General features: G+C 40.5%; 14 protein-coding genes. 10 read left to right on the top strand and 4 right to left on the bottom strand.

The window, feature by feature from the left end; genetic code table 11:
* Window positions 1-297 precede the first annotated feature (297 nt).
* Window positions 298-1,185, top strand: coding sequence for an aromatic amino acid DMT transporter YddG (gene yddG / locus E0H82_RS06420; RefSeq protein ID WP_131263873.1), 888 nt, complete (start codon window positions 298-300; stop codon window positions 1,183-1,185).
* A gap of 54 nt (window positions 1,186-1,239) precedes the next feature.
* Here yddG and E0H82_RS06415 read toward each other — a convergent pair whose 3' ends face one another.
* Window positions 1,240-2,037, bottom strand: a complete 798-nt coding sequence (locus E0H82_RS06415; protein ID WP_131263872.1) for a transporter — start codon at window positions 2,035-2,037, stop codon at window positions 1,240-1,242.
* An 819-nt stretch (window positions 2,038-2,856) separates the two neighbouring features.
* On the opposite strand from E0H82_RS06415, the gene glnA reads away from it, so the two are divergent.
* The 8 genes from glnA to cysN all read left to right on the top strand — a co-directional run bounded on the left by glnA (window position 2,857) and on the right by cysN (window position 10,783).
* Window positions 2,857-4,272 carry a type I glutamate--ammonia ligase gene (gene glnA, locus E0H82_RS06410; protein WP_171304935.1) on the top strand — a complete coding sequence of 472 codons (1,416 nt, stop codon included), beginning with the start codon at window positions 2,857-2,859 and terminating at the stop codon, window positions 4,270-4,272.
* A gap of 88 nt (window positions 4,273-4,360) precedes the next feature.
* Window positions 4,361-4,636, top strand: coding sequence for a hypothetical protein (locus E0H82_RS06405; protein ID WP_131263871.1), 276 nt, complete (start codon window positions 4,361-4,363; stop codon window positions 4,634-4,636).
* Window positions 4,637-4,723: 87 nt separating this feature from the next.
* Window positions 4,724-5,194 carry a chorismate--pyruvate lyase family protein gene (locus E0H82_RS06400; protein WP_116759414.1) on the top strand — a complete coding sequence of 157 codons (471 nt, stop codon included), beginning with the start codon at window positions 4,724-4,726 and terminating at the stop codon, window positions 5,192-5,194.
* An 18-nt stretch (window positions 5,195-5,212) separates the two neighbouring features.
* The gene (gene ubiA / locus E0H82_RS06395) at window positions 5,213-6,094 is read left to right on the top strand and encodes a 4-hydroxybenzoate octaprenyltransferase (RefSeq protein WP_131263870.1); all 882 of its coding nucleotides are present in this window, start codon (window positions 5,213-5,215) and stop codon (window positions 6,092-6,094) included.
* 109 nt (window positions 6,095-6,203) lie between these two features.
* Entirely contained in the window at window positions 6,204-7,646 is a 1,443-nt protein-coding gene (locus E0H82_RS06390; protein ID WP_131263869.1) for an alpha/beta hydrolase family protein, read from the top strand.
* 103 nt (window positions 7,647-7,749) lie between these two features.
* The gene (locus tag E0H82_RS06385) at window positions 7,750-7,962 is read left to right on the top strand and encodes a hypothetical protein (RefSeq protein WP_116759408.1); all 213 of its coding nucleotides are present in this window, start codon (window positions 7,750-7,752) and stop codon (window positions 7,960-7,962) included.
* Between the two features lie 214 nt (window positions 7,963-8,176).
* A complete protein-coding gene (cysD, locus tag E0H82_RS06380) occupies window positions 8,177-9,085 on the top strand; it encodes a sulfate adenylyltransferase subunit CysD (protein ID WP_171065359.1) in 909 nt (302 codons plus the stop codon).
* A gap of 81 nt (window positions 9,086-9,166) precedes the next feature.
* On the top strand, window positions 9,167-10,783 hold the full coding sequence (gene cysN / locus E0H82_RS06375; protein WP_131263868.1) for a sulfate adenylyltransferase subunit CysN: 1,617 nt from the start codon (window positions 9,167-9,169) through the stop codon (window positions 10,781-10,783).
* 50 nt (window positions 10,784-10,833) lie between these two features.
* On the opposite strand, the gene tehB is transcribed toward cysN, so the two are convergent.
* The 3 genes from tehB to radA all read right to left on the bottom strand — a co-directional run bounded on the left by tehB (window position 10,834) and on the right by radA (window position 14,316).
* Entirely contained in the window at window positions 10,834-11,697 is an 864-nt protein-coding gene (tehB, locus tag E0H82_RS06370; protein ID WP_131263867.1) for an SAM-dependent methyltransferase TehB, read from the bottom strand.
* Window positions 11,698-11,834: 137 nt separating this feature from the next.
* Window positions 11,835-12,809 carry a Tim44 domain-containing protein gene (locus tag E0H82_RS06365; protein WP_131263866.1) on the bottom strand — a complete coding sequence of 325 codons (975 nt, stop codon included), beginning with the start codon at window positions 12,807-12,809 and terminating at the stop codon, window positions 11,835-11,837.
* Between the two features lie 124 nt (window positions 12,810-12,933).
* Entirely contained in the window at window positions 12,934-14,316 is a 1,383-nt protein-coding gene (radA, locus tag E0H82_RS06360) for a DNA repair protein RadA (protein ID WP_131263865.1), read from the bottom strand.
* Window positions 14,317-14,666: 350 nt separating this feature from the next.
* Between radA and E0H82_RS06355 the strand changes: the two genes are divergently transcribed.
* On the top strand, window positions 14,667-16,175 hold the full coding sequence (locus tag E0H82_RS06355; protein WP_131263864.1) for an alanine/glycine:cation symporter family protein: 1,509 nt from the start codon (window positions 14,667-14,669) through the stop codon (window positions 16,173-16,175).
* Window positions 16,176-16,279 lie beyond the last annotated feature (104 nt).

Below are 16,279 nucleotides of genomic sequence, written 5' to 3'. Positions count from 1 at the left end.
ATAAGTAGACCAAGATATTCCCGTTAGGCGTTTGAACTGAGGATCAGTCAGTTTCTGTATATCAATATATTTCATGCATAAATTATGCATGAAATATCAAAAAATGTCGGTGCACAATTACAGCAAATGATTGTTCGGTTTATGAGTTATGCAAGTTGTCTATTATGAAATGTTAACAGACCCTAGTTTTATATAATTTGAATGGATACTATCCATGCTATTAGAGTTAAATACCTTGTCGCGTCATTTGACTATTGCTACATTCACATGAATTTTACGCGGGTTAAGTAGGAGATTATGTCACATCGTTTTGCCACTATGATTGGGCTATGTGCCATTTTGTTCTGGGCTTCTATTGTCGGGTTATTGAGACAAGTTACGGATGGATTTGGTCCAATTTTGGGTATCTGTTTAATTTACAGCTTAAGTTCTATTATTTTACTAATCTTATTTAAACCACCAAAATTGCATTTATTCCCTAAATCTTATCTGATTTTTGGCTCTATTTTGTTTGTTGCTTATGAATTATGCCTATCACTTTCTTTAGCATTTGCTCAAAACAATCAACAAGCCGTTGAAGTCAGTATTCTGAATTATTTGTGGCCAAGTCTGACAGTATTGCTTTTAATTTTAACCAAAGAGCAAAAGTTCCATCCTTTAGTGATTGTGGGAATGTTACTGACTTTATTTGGTATTATTCAAGTTCAAATCGGAAGTGGCGAGTTTAGTGTAAACCAGATTATACAGAATATTACGGTTAACCCCATCAGCTACGTTCTGGCATTTATTGGAGCTTTTATTTGGGCAGCGTATTGCATTCTCACGAAAAAAATTGGCAATGGTCAGAACGCGATTGCCCTATTTTTTTGTCTAACGGCTCTTGCATTATGGTTTAAATATCTTTGGATAGGCGATTTTGAAATCCCTGATCTTCAAGTCCAAAGTTTTATTTATTTGGCGGTTAGTGCTGCTGCATTTGGATTGGGTTATGCGGCTTGGAACATTGGAATCTTGCATGGCAATATTCAATTACTGACAGCTGCATCTTATTTCACACCGATTATTTCCTCATTAATTGCTATGCAGTTGCTTGATTTAGAGCTGTCATGGGCATTTTGGCAAGGTACTGCTTTGGTCACTTTAGGTTCGTTTTTATGTTGGTGGTCGACACGGACTAGGTCGTAAAAATGGGAGATGTCAGCATCTCCCATTCAGTTGATCAGTAATTGTTATGCAAAATTATTTCGGGAAAATGAAAGAGGCAATTAAACGGCCCCCCCATTCTTTTGCACTACCCGTCGTATCATCCGCCCAGTAACGCACACCACCACCCACACTGATCAACTGCCCATTTAAGTTTACAATTTTGGTTGCTGTCAAATTGATTGGTATAGTTGCATCTTCGCTGTTCCAGTCGTACGTGGCTTCACTATTCAAGCCAATAGTCAAACTACTTGGATAGGTATAACTGACAAAAGGTTGCAAGAATGTACTACTTACACCTTCAGCATTATCTTTATGTTCAACTGCCCAAATATGATTGGCCAATGCCCCAAAGGTCCAACCATCCATTTGTTTAAGTACAACGGCAGTTGGTCCGAGTCCCCATTGATCAGCACCTAAGGTTTTTTCAGAAGCGGTTGGTAATAGCATTGCAGGTCCAATACCCCAAATAATTCCTCCTGGGCCAGATTCAACTGGAGAGAAGAATAGGCTTTGAACGATATCGCCAGTGCCCCAATCATCATATTTAGCGCTATCACCATAAGTTTGATAAACCACGGGAAGGACGGTACGTGAAATTAAATTCCAATCCTCATTTAAACTGATTGGAATGACGGGCTGAATATTGAGTTGGTAGCGTTCAATATTTTCATCTGCACCAATCTTTTCATCATAATTTAACTGAAAAGGTGCGCTGACCATATTGGCGACTGGATTAGAAAGTTGTTTTGCTAAATCAGCAGTATCCGCAGCATGGACCTGGCTGATTGCAGCAAATAGAGAACAAAAACCGAAAAACAAACTTTTTTTCATATTCTACCTCTGGTTAACCTGCTTATATTTTTATCTTCTCACAAGGTATTAAGTGGGGTTAGCTGAAGAAAGCAGTATTAATTTGTTGTTTACTTAAATATTAAAAGGATCCCGTTTTTTGATATCGTCAAAGCATTTTAGGCGAGTGTTTTTGTCCTACCTTTATTTTTGCAGTGTTGTACTTATATAGATCTGAATTGATCATTGTTTGTCGTAGTATTGGTCAAAATTTATTGATTGTCTATAAAATAGACTGACTTTTATTAGAGATTCAGCATTTTCTCTATCTCTAATGCGGTTGGGGGATTTTTGATACACAAAGTGAGGCCGAGTAAGGGGAGTCATGAGTAGCAATAAAGTGGTGCATCTTTTGAGACATAAGCGTGGTTTTAAATGGTCGGATGAACGATGTGTACTGTTAGATAAGCTTTAAAGCATGCGTTTTTATTGTTGCATTGATCGTATTTTATATTTTTATAAGCATTTCTGATGAACGAATCAGTAGTCTATAAATAAAAAAGACATAAGAATTAAAAAATGCGCTAAAAAATGCACTGGATTATGTCATTTGTATTCAAATGCACTATTTTGGTTCCTTTTGTGGTTTGATTAATTTCTTAATAATGAAAATGATTGAATATGGTGCATTTCATTTTTCAAACAGTATAATAGGGTGGAAGCAAAGTTTATAAATCTTGTATTCTGATAAATAATTCAATGTTTTAGCTTTGTTTTTTTAAAGTTGGTATGAGAATTGCTTTATAACTGCCAACTACTAACACGCACTCCACAGGTGCAACAAAAAATCATCGGAGCAAAATGAGCATGGCGAACAAGGTCCTTCAACTCATCCAAGAAAGTGGCGCAAAATGGGTCGATTTCCGCTTTACTGATACTAAAGGTAAGGAACAGCACGTAACTTACCCAGCAGATACAATTGATGAAGATACTTTTGAAGACGGTAAAATGTTTGACGGTTCTTCAATTGCTGGTTGGAAAGGTATCGAAGCGTCTGACATGATTTTACGCCCAGATGCTGAAACTGGTTTTATCGACCCGTTCTTCGCTGAGCCTACAGTAGTTGTTACTTGTGATGTCATCGAGCCATCAACTGGTCAAGGTTATGACCGTGACCCACGTTCTATTGCTCGCCGTGCAGAAGAATACCTAAAATCTACAGGTATTGGTGATACTGCATTCTTTGGTCCTGAACCAGAATTCTTTGTATTTGACGAAGTGAAGTGGGAAATCGATATGTCTGGCGCACGCCATACATTAATCGCTGAAGAAGCTGCTTGGTCAACAAATAAAGACTACGAAGGCGGAAACTCTGGTCACCGTCCACGTGTTAAAGGTGGTTACTTCCCAGTTCCTCCAGTTGATTCTTCACACGACATGCGTGCAGAAATGTGTGCAAAAATTGAAGACATCATGGGCCCAGGTCGTGTAGAAGTACATCACCACGAAGTTGCATCTTGCCAATTAGAAATTGGTGTGAGCTTCAATACTATGGTTCGTAAAGCAGACGAAGTACAACAGTTCAAATATGCTGTTTGGAATGTTGCACACCAATATGCAAAAACTGCGACTTTCATGCCTAAGCCAATGGTTGGTGATAACGGTTCTGGTATGCACGTTCACATGTCAATCTCTAAAGATGGCAAGAACTTGTTTGCTGGTGATGAATACGCTGGTCTTTCAGAAATGGCGCTTTACTTCATCGGTGGTGTGATCAAGCATGCTCGTGCATTGAATGCAATTACAAACCCTTCTACAAACTCGTACAAGCGTTTAGTTCCACACTTCGAAGCTCCGATTATGTTGGCTTACTCAGCACGTAACCGTTCTGCTTCTATCCGTATTCCTTACGTTTCTAGCCCTAAAGGCAAACGTATTGAAGCTCGTTTCCCAGATCCAATGATGAACCCGTACTTAGGTTTTGCAGCATTGTTAATGGCGGGTATCGACGGTATCCAAAACAAGATTCACCCAGGTGAAGCTGCTGACAAGAACTTGTATGACCTTCCTCCAGAAGAAGAAGCAAAAATCCCTACAGTTGCTCATAGCCTAGATATGGCACTTGAAGCACTTCAAGCGGATAACGAATTCTTATTGAAAGGTGGCGTATTCACTAAAGAAATGCTTGATGCGTACATCGAACTTAAAACTGAAGAAGTTCGTCGTCTTAATACGACAACTCACCCAGTTGAATTCGATATGTACTACAGCTTGTAATTCTGAACTGAATTCCACTGTAAAAAACCCGCGCTCGTCGCGGGTTTTTTTTGTATTATCTGTTTTATTTAAAAAATAGATCAGCTTTATGGCACAGCGTAAGAAACATACCAGTTTTTATCCGTGGATTGATCCCAAAGACCATGACAAAGGTTTTAAACTGAATTTTTCAATGGTGACTTATGTTGAAGTTGGGCGTACACCAGAAGGTTATAAGCAGGCAGAGTTTGTTGCCCTGAAAAGCCCTGAGTTGGCACTCGACTATGATTATCCCCAAAGTTTTTACTTGAGCGCTGAAGGGTTTATTTTGGTGAAAACGCCGCAAGGTAAATTTGAAACCATTGCAAAAACAGATAATTGTTAAAGATTGATCCTAGAATTGAATCAACGACATTCTTCATAACGCAAAAAGCGTTTAAGCGCACAGCAGATCAATTAAACAGGTAAGGTTATGCAGCAGCAGATTCCAACTGAACTGAAAACATGGTTGTATGCTACAGGTTCATTGACGCAGCAACTCACGGATTTGGCGGGTGGAAAATTTAGGGTACAACCTATGAAAGAGCATTTTCAACGCCTACATTTTATTGATGCAAAATGGATGGAAATGCCATTTCAGCATACGTCATGGGTTAGAGAAAGTTTTTTATACGGCAATGATACGCAGCCTTGGGTTAAAGCGAAAAGTATTTTTCCGATTCTGAGTTTGCAAGGCCGTGCCAGACTTTTTAAACATATTGGCACAAAACCTATTGGCTGGTTTCTGTTCCAGCGTACCAATCCAGCATGTGAACGCCGTGTGATTTGGTTAGAAGATGGTTGGACACGCCAAAGTTGTTATACTTGGCATGGTTGTAAATTTATTGTGCAAGAAACGTTCTTACCTGCATTCGAGCAGTATCTACGCAAAACCAAATTATGAAATTGTTGAAGGATTTTCATGGCTACGGTGCAACATATTACTTGGCGTGAACGCTTAGAAGCTTATTATTATTTATGTCGTTTTGATAAACCTATTGGTACCGAATTGGTCTTTTGGCCAACCATGTGGGCTTTATGGATTGCGAATAAAGGCATGCCAGGTTTAGGAATTTTAATTCCAATGATTTTGGGCACTATTTTTATGCGTGCTGCGGGTTGTGCCATTAATGACTTCGCCGATCGTAAAGTCGATGCTCACGTAGAGCGAACCAAAAATAGGCCTTTGGCAACAGGTGTCATTAGTGCAAAAGAAGCGATTTATGTCTTTTTAATCTTGGTTTTTGCCAGCGCCTGTATGTTGTTTTTTTTACCGATAGAGACTTTTTATTGTTCTTTTGGGGCATTATTTCTGGCTTTTATCTATCCCTTTATGAAGCGCTATACCCATTTACCGCAGGTATTTCTGGGGGCTGCATTTTCATGGTCTATTCCGATGGCGTATACCGCAGTGGGTGAACCTTTGGGATTAACCTGCTGGTTATTGTATTTTGGGAATTTAGCTTGGACGGTTGCCTATGATACACAATATGCCATTACTGATCGTGAATATGATTTAAAGATTGGGGTGAAATCAACCGCGATTTTATTTGGTCGTTATGATATTCAAATTATTGGCATGTTGCAGTTGTTCAGTGTAATTTTAATAGGGACGGTTTTATTTTTAGAACAGTTATTCATGCCATTTGGCCTGCTTGCTTTAATGATCGTTGCAGGTGATTTTATTTATCAAGCTGCCAAAACCAAAGATCGTGATCCTCAGATTTGTTTTTGGGCATTCCGTCACAATCGTTGGGTAGGATTGGTAATTTTTATGGGAATTTTTTTAGAATTAACGATTTAAAATGACCATATGGTTAAAGAGTGTCCTATACAGGGCACTTTTTTTATGCCTTAATCATTCTGCATGTAGTTTCATGCCCAAAAAATAAAGATTAAAAAAAGGATATTTTATGAAGCACACGAAAATAGCTTTGGCACTTACATTGACACTTTCAAGTCTATTTTTAACAGCTTGTAATGATGATGACGATAATACGGTAGCCGATTCAAATAAAACCTATTTATCTGAAGGGAATTATTCTTTAGATACAGTAGAGAATAGCGCATCGATTAAAGTCATGACCTATAATATGACCAATGTTCAAGGGAAAACCACAACAGCCACTGCCATGGTTTTGTTTCCAAAAGCCATTCAGCCTAAAGATGGTTATCGTGTAGTGGTCTGGGAACATGGAACTGTTGGCGGAGGAGATGACTGTGCGCCAAGTAAAAATCTACTTAACCCTCGCTTTAAAATTCTAGTAGATACTTTATTGGCCGCGGGCTATGTAGTCATTGCACCGGATTATGAGGGGTTGGGTACACCAGGTGTACATCCTTATTTGAACTTATCTAGTCAGGCAAATTCCGCAATTGCATCAGTCAAAGCAGCAAAAGATCATTATGGTAAGCAGCTAAATGGCGCATGGATGTCAATTGGTCAGTCACAAGGTGGACATGCCTCATTGGGTACTGCTGAGTTTGCCAATACCGATAGCAGTTATAAAGGTGCAGTAGCGGGTGCACCAGCATCAAGTTTAGGTCGAATTATTCAAATTTATCTCGATCCGCAGTTGAATCTTGATGAAAATAATCAATCTAAGGGTGTGAATAGATTAGATGAGCAATTACTAAAAGTTCGATATGCAGTTGCAAACAACATCATTACAGCAGAACAAGGACAAGCGGCAATTGATCAAATTGCAGATGGTTATGCTGAATTGTTGGCTTATGCGGCACTGACCAGTTCAGGTATTAAAGCATATCAACCTAATTACGATTTAAAAAATATCTTTACAGCGGGTGCTGCGGATATTGCAGAAAAAGCATATGGCCGTACGGGTGATGATGGTGCATGTTTGGGTTATGCAGACCCGAATAGTGCGAATGGTTTGCAGGAGCTATTCAAAGTCGGCGTACTTGATTTCTTAAAAGATCCTACCCATTTAATTGCTCAATATGGCATTGATTTAAATAAAATTAAAACCGATCCTGTGGTTCAGAAATTTTTGATAGATAATCAACCAGCCACTAATGCAACCGCAGCAAAAGTGATTAAAACCCCTGTATTTATTATTCAGGGAGAGAAAGATCAGGCAGTATTGCCTGTAGTTACACAAGCTTTGTATGCAAATATGCAAGCACAGGCGACAAACTATTTCCCGCAAAATAATTATGCTGATGGTTACAAGCTGACGATCGTACCGAATGCAACACATACGCAAGCAATCGTATGTAAAAATGCAGATGCTGTTGATTTCATTCAGGCAAATATGTCCGCTGCTACAGGTATTGTATTGACTGACGCACAGAAAGACGCAAGTCAAAACCCACAATGTACGGGCAATTTCTAAGTCATTTTTAGATCAATCTTGGTGAAAAAGAGTCTCATTATTGAGGCTCTTTTTTGTTATATTGTTGCGTAATGAAGAATGCAAGATTTGAGTTAAATCACCTATGAGCCAACCAGAAGTGAACAAAAAGCCCATACCTTGGAAATTAATGGCATTTGGACTGTTTATTCCAGTGTTTATTCTTGGCATGGCACTTTTAGCTGCAAAAAGCGATGCAGAGAATAAAAAGCAATATGATTTAGAGCGTGCAGAAATTCAAAAGCGTGTTGAATTAAGGCAACAGCGCGAAGCTGCCGCGCAGGCAAAGAGTGAATAGGCTAAAATCTTTAAAGTTTTTGCAATCATTTTGAAAGGGTAGAGATTCACTATAGCTTGAAAACTTATAGTTATTATTAGTTATGCTCTATATGATAATTTTGCATATCAATATAATAAAACAAGCAATAGTTGTGATTAGTAAATCTCTATAATGAATATCAATTGTTGAATGTGTAATAAGCACGAATTAGTAATCGGTGTTGTCGATGTCAATAAATGAGGAAAGACTTACTCATCTTAAACAGCTTGAAGCTGAGAGTATTCACATTATTCGTGAAGTAGCTGCCGAATTTGAAAATCCGGTGATGTTGTATTCTATTGGTAAAGACTCAGCTGTCATGCTGCATCTTGCCTTGAAGGCGTTCTATCCTGCAAAACTTCCATTCCCACTATTGCATGTCGATACAGGCTGGAAATTCAAAGAGATGATCACATTCCGTGACAACATGGCGAAAACCCATGGTTTCGATTTGATCGTTCATCAAAATAAAGAAGGTAAAGATGCTGGGATCAATCCATTTGATCATGGCAGTTCCAAATATACCGACATCATGAAAACTCAGGGCTTAAAACAAGCACTGGACAAATACGGTTTTGATGCTGCCTTTGGTGGCGCACGTCGTGATGAAGAAAAATCACGTGCGAAAGAACGTGTGTATTCTTTCCGTGATAGCAAGCATCGTTGGGACCCTAAAAACCAACGTCCTGAACTTTGGAATCTTTACAATGGTAAAGTGAACAAAGGTGAAAGTATTCGTGTGTTCCCATTATCAAACTGGACCGAGCTTGATATTTGGCAATATATCTATTTGGAAAGTATTCCACTTGTACCTTTATATTTAGCTGCAGAACGTCCTGTGGTTGAACGTAGCGGTACACTCATCATGGTTGATGATGAGCGCATGCCTTTAAAAGAAGGCGAAGTTCCACAAATGAAATCGGTACGTTTCCGTACTTTAGGCTGTTACCCACTCACGGGCGCGGTTGAATCAACTGCCAATACCTTACCGGAAATTATTCAAGAAATGCTGCTTGCCACAAGCTCTGAACGTCAAGGTCGTATGATTGACCATGATGAAGCAGGCTCGATGGAAAAGAAAAAGCAAGAAGGCTATTTCTAATTTCCTGATGAAAGTCCCTCTTTATTAAAGAGGGATTTAGGGAGATTAAAACGATTTCAACGAATTTGTGGAGTTTGAGCAATGTCTCATCAATCTGACCTGATTAGCCAAGATATCTTGGCATATTTGAAACAACACGAAAACAAAGACTTATTACGCTTTTTGACTTGCGGTAATGTCGATGATGGTAAAAGTACTTTAATCGGTCGTTTACTTTATGATTCAAAATTGATCTATGAAGATCAATTGCAAGCCGTGACTCGTGACTCTAAAAAAGTGGGTACAACGGGCGATGCACCTGACTTGGCACTTCTTGTCGATGGTTTACAAGCAGAACGTGAGCAGGGCATTACCATTGATGTGGCTTATCGTTATTTCTCGACTGAAAAACGTAAATTCATCATTGCTGATACGCCAGGACATGAGCAATATACGCGTAACATGGCAACAGGTGCGTCTACTTGTGACCTTGCGATCATCTTAATTGATGCGCGTTATGGCGTACAAACGCAAACACGTCGTCACACGTATATTGCAAGCTTGTTGGGTATTAAGAACATTGTTGTTGCGATCAACAAAATGGACTTGGTTGAATTCTCTGAAACGCGTTTCAATGAGATTCAAGCGGAATATGGCAACTTCGTTAGCCAATTGGGTGACCGTAAGCCAAGCAACATCATCTTTACGCCTATTTCTGCATTAAATGGCGATAACGTGGTGAATGTTTCGGAACACACACCATGGTACAAAGGCGAAACCTTAATGGGTACGCTGGAGTCGGTACAAATTAACCGTGATACTGCGAAGCGTGATTTCCGTTTCCCTGTGCAATATGTAAACCGTCCAAACCTCGACTTCCGTGGTTTTGCGGGAACGATTGCCCTTGGTGAAATTAACGTGGGCGATAAAGTTGTTGCTTTACCATCGGGTAAGTCTTCAACGGTTAAAGAAATCGTAACTTTTGATGGCAACCTTGAACATGCATTTGCAGGTCAAGCGGTGACATTAACGCTAAACGATGAGATTGATGTATCACGCGGTAATATGTTGGTCCGTGCGGATCAGGGTATTCCTGCAATTTCTCGTTCTGTAAAAGCGACTGTGGTATGGATGGCGGATCAGCCACTCGTGATTGGTAAGTTGTATAACTTAAAAGTGGGTACTCAAACTGTTCCTGCGAAAGTGACTGCCATTAACTTCCGTACGAACGTGAACACACTTGAGCAAATGCAAGTAGATCATCTTGATCTAAATGCGATTGCCAATGTGACTGTTGAATTTGATGCACCAGTGGTGTTTGACCGTTATCAAGACAGCCGTTATACAGGTTCGTTTATCTTCATTGATCGTTTGAATAACGTAACGATTGGTGCGGGTATGGTGGAAGAATCTGTTGAGTGGTCAGCACATGCAAACCCTGTTTCTGCGGAAGATCGTGCTGCACGTTTAGGTCAAAAACCAGCAGTTGTGACTGTAACAGCAAAAGCACTTGAGCAAGCACAAATCTTAGAAAGCTTGTTGATTCAACAAGGTGTTGTGGCAATCGCTAAAGCAGGTTTAACCTCGGAACAAGTTACTTTATTGCGTGAAACGGGTGTGGTTGTGATTACAGACCTTACTGATGCAACTGATGTGAGCTTTACTGCTGAACAAGTAGAAGAACTTGCAGAACAAATTGTAAAATTGGTTCGTTTATAAGATCCAATGCTAAGAAACCCGCCATCTGGCGGGTTTTTTATGCTCTAACATTAGATTTTTTGTGCAAAGAGCGTAGCAAAGCGCTGTTTAATGCGTTGTCCTTGTTCATCTGTACGGTGTAGTTCACCAATATTTTCATTGTATTTAAGGATGGTCCAACTTTCATAATATGCTTTCAGCTCGCCTGCCTTAAAGCTAAAAGGAAAGTCGGACTGCGCTGGGTAATCTTCACTATCCATCGCACATACAATCAAGTTATAACCGCCAGACTTGGTCGCTTGCTGCATTTGTGCGATGAGCGGTGGAATGGTATGTGCTTGTAAAAACATCATCACCACGGTGCAATAGATAAAATCATATTGATCTTGAATCTGCTGATTTTCGTTTAAATCACGGAGCTGGGTATGAACCTGTTGTATGTGCTCAGCCGTAATTATTTGTTCCAAGCATCGTATGCTTTGTACATTTACATCCCATGCATCAACTTCAAAGTCATACTGAGCCAAAAAAAGTGCATTACGCCCTGAACCACAACCGACATCAAGTGCTTTGCCACCTTGAAGATGTGGAAGGGCTGCTAAAATTTCGGAATGGGTTGGCGTAAGTTGATATTTTTGAGTGAATAATTGATTGGCTTGGCAATAGAAACTGAGTTGGCATTCAATATCAGGGCTGAATGCCACAATACGATGCCAAGCTTGAGGTTCAATGAACGGCGGTTGTTTGGTTGGGCTAAAATGAAGTTCAGAAAGGATTTCTCCTTGTTCATTCAGCATGGCGAAGTCTAATTCGCCTTTTAAAATATTGAGTTTTGCCCATGTACCTTGTTTGGTATTATGAGCTTGCTGAAATGCTTGAGGAATGGTGTCATGCTTCCAAATGGGAAGTGTTTTATAGCAAAGCAGTGGTTGCATATTGGTATCCTTCTATTTGGTGCTTGATCTCGGCTAGAAATAAGTTTTATTCAATTATGTTCTTCATTCGATATTAGCTTGATTCAATGGCAAATAAAAACAGCGACCGAAGTCGCTGTTTTTAAATATTTCAATGATTAAGCCTGCTGAATACCAGCAACCAACCAATCTTGGGTTGAACCTGCAGGTTTAACAAAATGCCAGATTTCGGCAAATGGTTGCGGCAAACTGTTGAGGTCTTCACTGACAGTACCTGTAAATCGAACACTTACCACATACTGACCATTTTCAGTCGCAGAATCCGTCACCATTGCATTTAAGTTAGAGAACTCAGCAACATCTTGATCACGGTTGGTCATAATGTCGTTATACATTGATTGGTATAAATCTGGCGTGAGGTAACGACGGATTTCTTCAATATTGCTTGCGGTATTCATAGACTGAATATGATTAAAGCGTTGACGCGCAATACGTAAGAATGCAGCAGGTTCAGTACCATCAGGGAGTTGATTACCACTGTTGGTATAGGCTGAACCAAATGGTGCAGTATTGACAGGTGCTTGAGTTGCCGCACCGCCAGCTACAGATTGACCAAAAATATTGGTGTTGTCAGTAGATGCGCGTGGTGCAGCAGGTGCTTGACCAAATGGCGATGCAGCTTGACCGCCATTATTTGGTGCATACGGGTTAGCGGATGTTAATTTTTTTTTTGCGCCCATCTTGCGGAAAATGAAGAAGGCAGCAGCTGCAGCAAGTAAAATCCAAATCCAGCTTGGAATTCCACCTTTTTCTTCTGCTGGTGCAACGGCTTGGCTTGCTGGATGATCATCTGCAAGTGCATTTGCAGCAACTGCACCAATAGCAGCACCTGCAACACCCGCAGCAACCATACTACCTACGCCTGGACCAGATTTTTGTGGTGCAGTCGCAGGGGCAACAGGTTGTTGTGCAGGTGTCGCTTGACGAGGTTGTTGATAAGACTGGGTTGGTGTGGCAGAACGGCTCATGCCATGACTTTTACCACCACCCGCACGTTTAGCCTCAGCCAAAGGTGCTACCAATAACATCGCTGCTAAAATACCTGCAACTAAACTACGCTGTCGAACTTCCATTCAATTTTCCTATAAAAATGATAAATAGCCCTGTATTTATGCAGGCATTTGTCAATTTTTTCAATAAGAAAAAGCAATTTTTTTGTTTAATTTTGCACAGTTAAATTTTAACAGCGGCGTTTGGCTATTCTGATAGATTCATCGCTTCGGTTAATGCTTCATGTAGTCGTGCCACTGCAATAATCTGTACGCCTGCAATCGTTTTTTGTGGCGCGTTGGCGCGCGGCACAATAATGTATTTAAAACCGTGTTTAATGGCTTCTTTCAAGCGTTCTTGACCGTTAGGTACGGGGCGAATTTCACCAGATAATCCAACCTCACCAAAGACAGCCAATTGTTGTGGTAATGCTTTACCTCTTAAACTAGAAGCACAAGCCAGTAGAACGGCTAAGTCCGAGCCTGTTTCGGTAATTTTCAAACCACCTACGACATTGACATAAACATCTTGTCCAGAGGTTTGCACACCACCATGACGGTGCATAACTGCGAGCAACATATTTAAGCGGTTTTGTTCTAAGCCCAAAGCAACGCGGCGCGGTTGCCCATGTGCATCATCAACCAACGCTTGTACTTCAACCAATAGCGGACGTGTGCCTTCACGACTAATCATCACAATTGAACCTGGAATAGCTTCGTCATAGCGACTCAGGAAAATAGCCGAAGGGTTGGCGACTTCACGAAGACCTTTATCGGTCATGCCGAAAACCCCCAATTCATTCACCGCACCAAAACGGTTTTTAACGGCACGAATCATGCGATAACGTGAGTCGGATTGTCCTTCAAAATACAGCACGCAGTCGACCATATGTTCAAGTACACGTGGACCTGCCAAGGCGCCTTCTTTGGTAACATGACCGACAAGAAAAAGTGCAGTGCCACTGTTTTTAGCAAAACGTGTGAGTAATGCCGCCGATTCTCGAATTTGCGAGACTCCACCCGGGGCAGATTGTAAGGTTTCTGTGTAAAGGGTTTGAATAGAATCGAGAATGGCAACAGCAGGACGTTCTTGTGCTAAAACTTCACAAATGCGTTCTACACAGGTTTCTGCCATGACTTTTAATTGGTCGGTGGGCAAATCTAGACGTTGTGCACGCAGTGCAACCTGCGATAGTGATTCTTCGCCTGTAACATAAAGCGCAGAACTTTTAGCAGCCGCCATGTAAGTTGCTGTCTGTAAGAGAATGGTTGATTTACCAATGCCGGGATCACCACCAATCAACACCACAGAACCTGTCACCAACCCTCCACCAAGTACGCGGTCAAATTCACCAATCCCTGTTGCAAGACGGGTTTCGTGTGAAACGGAGACCTGATTTAAAGTCGTGATATTGGCTGCTTGTCCTGCATAACCTCCGCCTATTTTAGGCTGGGCGCGATGCGTCACCACAGGTTCAATACGGACTTCGACCAGACTGTTCCATTCGCCACATTCAACACATTGTCCAGCCCATTTAGAGTGGTCTGCGCCACATTGTTCGCAGCGATATACAGTTTTAATTTTTGCCATAAATAAAATTGAAAATAATCTGTAAATTAGATAAAAGTAATAGTTGCGAAAACTATTAAATAGAGCGAATGCCATTCTTAAGGAATAAGAGGCGAAGCGGTTTATCGTAATTACGGGTTAAAGGGAATTGCTCAGAAAAATAACATGATATAAGACTTTTACAAGTAAGAAACAGTGTGTTTTTGAGTTAAGAGATTTGTTCAGTTCACTTTTTCCATGGAAGGAGTTTGAGCATTTGATCATTTCTTGTCATGACTTAGAAGTTTGATGGCATAGATATTGCTCATGCTCAGACAAATGAAAATAAAGCAGTTGCAACATTTTCAAATTATATAAAAAGGTAGATGTCTATGAGTGCAGCAGAAATTGTTGATTGGGTTAATAGTATTATTTGGAGCAAAGCTCTTATCTATTTGTGTTTAGGGGCAGGTTTATTTTTCTCTATTTTGACGCGCTTTGTTCAAGTTCGCCAAATGAAAGAGATGGCAAGATTATTAATACACGGTGGCTCTTCAGAACAAGGAATTTCCTCATTTCAAGCATTAGCAGTTTCACTTTCAGGACGTGTGGGTGTAGGTAATATTGCAGGGGTAGCGGCAGCAATTGGTTTTGGTGGTCCAGGTGCCGTGTTTTGGATGTGGCTCGTGGCTTTCTTGGGGGCAAGTACAGCGTACGTAGAATCTACTTTGGGTCAAATTTATAAGGTGGAATACCAAGGTCAGTACCGTGGTGGACCTGCTTTTTATTTTGATAAAGGTTTAGGGCAGCGTTGGTTGGGTGTGGTATTTGCGATTGCTGCCATTGTTGCTTGTGGTTTGTTCCTACCGGGAATTCAAGCCAATGCGGTGGGGAATGCCTTTACACAAATTACAGGTGAAGGGTCTATCGTCTTTGGGAATGTAGGTTCATTCAAATTAGTCGCTTTAGTAGTGATTTTATCTTTGCTGGCCATCATTATTTTTGGTGGTATTAAGCGTATTGCACGTTTTGCTGAGTTTGTCGTTCCATTTATGGCGCTAGGCTATATTTTAATGGCGCTTGTAATTGTCGGAATGAATATTCACGAATTGCCACGTGTGCTGCAACTTATTTTTGACGATGCGTTTAGCCCAATGGCAGGACTGGGTGCTGCCATTGGTTGGGGTGTTAAACGTGGTGTTTATTCGAATGAGGCTGGTCAGGGTACTGGTCCACACGCCGCGGCGGCAGCAGAAGTACAACATCCAGCGCAACAAGGTTTTGTACAAGCCTTCTCAATTTATGTTGATACATTATTTGTTTGTTCTGCAACAGCCTTCATGATTTTAATTACAGGCATGTATAACGTTCAAGGCACTTTAGAAGCAGGACAATTTATTGTTCAAAACGTTGCAGGTACTGTCGAAATTGGTTCACCCGCATTTACTCAAATGGCGGTGAGTACTGTCTTTGGTGGTTTCGGTCAAATCTTTGTTGCTTTGGCGGTATTCTTCTTTGCTTTCACAACGATTGTTGCGTATTACTATATTGCGGAAACCAACATTACTTATCTCAGTTATATCACTAAAGCACCATCGTTATTGTTTATTACTAAATGTTTTATCATGATTTCAGTCGCTTACGGTGTAATTAGTGCAACGGGTTATATCTGGGGAATCGGTGATATTGGCGTGGGCTTAATGGCGTGGATTAACATTGTCGGTATTATTGTGACCTACTTTGTATGGAAACCAACCATCAAAGCATTGAAAGATTATGAGCAGCAACAAAAAGCTGGGGTAACAGAATATACCTTCGATCCTGTGAAACTGGGTATCCGTAATGCAACGTATTGGGAAGAGCGTTTAAAGAAACAACAGAACAATCAACAGAATAATTAAGTGTTGATGTGAAGTAAAACTTAAAAAAGCAGCCAAGCTGGCTGCTTTTTTTATTGAATGGTATAAGATTTATATGAACTGATGTGTCCAAAAGGTGCATTGTA

The sequence above is a fragment of the Acinetobacter sp. ANC 4910 genome (assembly GCF_004331035.1).
In the GTDB taxonomy this organism is placed as follows: Bacteria; Pseudomonadota; Gammaproteobacteria; order Pseudomonadales; family Moraxellaceae; genus Acinetobacter.
Note: the sequence above shows the minus strand (reverse complement) of the source record. Positions and strands in the feature narration are given on the sequence as shown.